This window comes from Kitasatospora sp. NPDC059577, assembly GCF_042735475.1.
In the GTDB taxonomy this organism is placed as follows: domain Bacteria; phylum Actinomycetota; class Actinomycetes; order Streptomycetales; family Streptomycetaceae; genus Kitasatospora.
In genome coordinates, this window is sequence record NZ_JBHWBZ010000139.1 from 1 (window position 1) to 2758 (window position 2758).

The 2758-nt window shown below is 69.3% G+C and carries 3 protein-coding genes; all 3 read right to left on the reverse strand.

Annotated features, from left to right (window positions below):
• The coding region (locus tag ACFV0O_RS41385) for a transglycosylase family protein (protein ID WP_380350227.1) at positions 1-560 on the reverse strand (560 nt) is incomplete at its 3' end.
• A 29-nt stretch (positions 561-589) separates the two neighbouring features.
• Complete coding sequence (locus tag ACFV0O_RS41390; protein WP_380350230.1) at positions 590-2335, reverse strand: DUF1906 domain-containing protein; 1746 nt, start codon at positions 2333-2335, stop codon at positions 590-592.
• 143 nt (positions 2336-2478) lie between these two features.
• Positions 2479-2758, reverse strand: a 280-nt coding sequence (locus ACFV0O_RS41395; protein WP_380350233.1) for a hypothetical protein, incomplete at its 5' end; no start/stop codon positions are given.

Genomic DNA, 2758 nt, shown 5'->3' on the forward strand with positions numbered 1-2758 from the left:
TTGTCGAAGACCTTGCCGTCGGCCAGGGTCGTCACGTGGAACGTCCCGTCCGGCAGCGCGGTGGTCGCGGTCTGCGTGATCCGGCCGCTCCCGTCCAGCAGCGCCGCGTTCGTCCAGGTGCCGTCGGCGTTGCGCTGGTTGTCGAAGACGGACCCGCCCTTCACCGTGTCCACCCGCATCGGGAACGGGTCCGATCGGTCGGACCCCAGCCGGTACTTCGGTCCGCAGCTCGGCCAGGCACCCTGTCCCTGGACGGCCAGGACCTTCTCCGCGACCACGATTTGCTGCGCCTTCGTGGCGAGGTTCGCGGTGGGCGCGTACCGTTGGCCGCCGTACGCCTTCCAGGTGCCGTAGTCGAACTGCAGGCCGCCGTAGTAGGTCACTCCGCCGACCACGGCGACGATGCTCCAGTTGCCGCTGCTCTCGCAGGACGCGACCTTGTCCCACGTGCTGATGGACGCGGCCTGCGCCGTACCGGCCGTGGCTCCGAGCCAGGCGGTCGATGCGAAGGCGGTCGCGACCGCACCCGAAAGGAAACGCCGGCGGAACAAGGTTGACACGAGTCGACTCCGTCCGTTGAAGGTTGTGGTCACTTGAGGAATCCGGCGGCGGAGACGGCGGTGATCTGGCCGTTGTCGTCGAGGAGGGCCGCGCCGGTCCAGGCGCCGTTGGTGTTGCGCTGGTTGTCGAAGACCTTGCCGTTGGCGACGGTTTGGACGTGTATGGTTCCGTCGGTGAGGCCGGTGGCGGAGACGGCCGTGATCTGGCCGTTTCCGTCGAGCAGTGCTGCGCCGGTCCAGGTGCCGTCCGTGTTGCGCTGGTTGTCGAAGACCTTGCCGTTGGCGAGGGTCTGGACGTGCATGGTTCCGTCGGTGAGGCCGGTGGCGGAGACGGCCGTGATCTGGCCGTTTCCGTCGAGCAGTGCCGCGCCGGTCCAGGTGCCGTCGGTGTTGCGCTGGTTGTCGAAGACCTTGCCGTCGGCCAGGGTCGTCACGTGGAACGTCCCGTCCGGCAGCGCGGTGGTCGCGGTCTGCGTGATCCGGCCGCTTCCGTCGAGGAGCGCCGCGTTCGACCAGGTGCCGTCGGGGTTGCGCTGGTTGTCGAAGACGGACCCGCCCTTCACCGTGTCCACCCGCATGACCGGCGGGTTGTTGCTGCCGGATCCAGGGGCGACGTCCAGGTAGTTGCGGTCGACGTCGATCGTGACCCCGCCGTAGGTCTCGGCACGTCCCCGGTCACTCAAGTACTGGTGGATGCGCTGGTGGTTCGCCCACAAGGAGGACGGGACGAGCGGCTCATTGGTGTCCGCCACGTTGTTCCACCTGGCGATCCAGATCACGTCGGGCATGGTGTAGCTGCTCACGTTGTCGGCGAGGTCCCGGATGCCGGACTCGGCGCCGGCGTAGACGCCGGAGCGGTATCCGCGGGCGTGGAGCTGTGCCGACCAGGCGGAGAGGTAGGGCAATACGGTGCTGCGGTAGCCGGAGGTGTAGTCCTCCATGTCGACGTACAGGGTCGAGCCGGGTCCGAAGCCCAGCTCGGCGGCCGCGGCGACTGCGCCGTTCGCCGCCTCGACACCCTGGCTTGCCGGGTTACCGAGCGAGGCGGCCTGCGGACCCGCCCAGATGGGCATGAAGTGCCATCCCGAACCGGCCTGCTGCTGGACCCAGCCGGCCGACAGGTTGGGCTGGCCGCAGACCCGGGTCGGTCCACCGATGTAGATGCCCACGGCGCGGTACGGCGACGACTGCATCCAAGCCGACATGGCGCTCGAACTCGGCGCGGTACAGGCGTCGAAGCCGTATCCGGTGAACGCGGTGTCGGACACGCCGGCGGCGGAGGCCGAGGGCGCCGGCGGAGCAGCGTCGGCCCGGGAGTGACGGATGCCGGCCGTCACCGGGGCCAGGCCCGCCTTCCGCAGCACGTCCTCGACCACGGATCGGTTGTCTCCGTAGGCTGCGGTGACCTTGATCTTCGGTGCGATCGCGTGGAGTTCGGCGGCCGAGGTGTCATCCGTGGTCACCCTGTCCGGGGTCCCGGTGTCCTGAGGCTCGACCAGGAGGGCCTCGGTGCGGCCGGACGGATGGCTCGGACAGGCCTGGTCTGTTCCGGGGGTACCGACGTAGACGGTGTGCCGGTCGAAGCGCACACAGGACGTCGGGGCGCTCGCAAGGTCGACGACCGACCAGTCGCGGGGCACCTGGAAGTCGTAACCCCGGACGGACACGGTCCTGGTGGCAGCACCGGTGTCCGCGTGTGCCGTGCCGGGCCCGGAGGCGATCGACACCAGGGCGGCGCCCAGTGTCAGGGCCGCGCGCAGGCGTTGGGCGTTCAACGTTCGATCTCCTTGTACGTAGTCACATGGCAGTTCGCGGCCGGTCGGACCGGAAGGCGTTCATCGGGAGCGCGTCAGTGGGTAGGGGCCCGGGGCGGAGCTCGACCTCCCGCGCCCGGGCCCTTGGATCCTTCGTGCCGGGGTTACTTGAGGAATCCGGCGGCGGAGACGGCGGTGATCTGGCCGTTGTCGTCGAGGAGGGCTGCGCCGGTCCAGGTGCCGTCGGTGTTGCGCTGGTTGTCGAAGACCTTGCCGTTGGCGAGGGTCTGGACGTGCATGGTGCCGTCGGTGAGGCCGGTGGCGGAGACCGCGGTGATCTGGCCGTTTCCGTCGAGGAGGGCTGCGCCGGTCCAGGTGCCGTCGGTGTTGCGCTGGTTGTCGAAGACCTTGCCGTTGGCGAGGGTCTGGACGTGCATGGTGCCG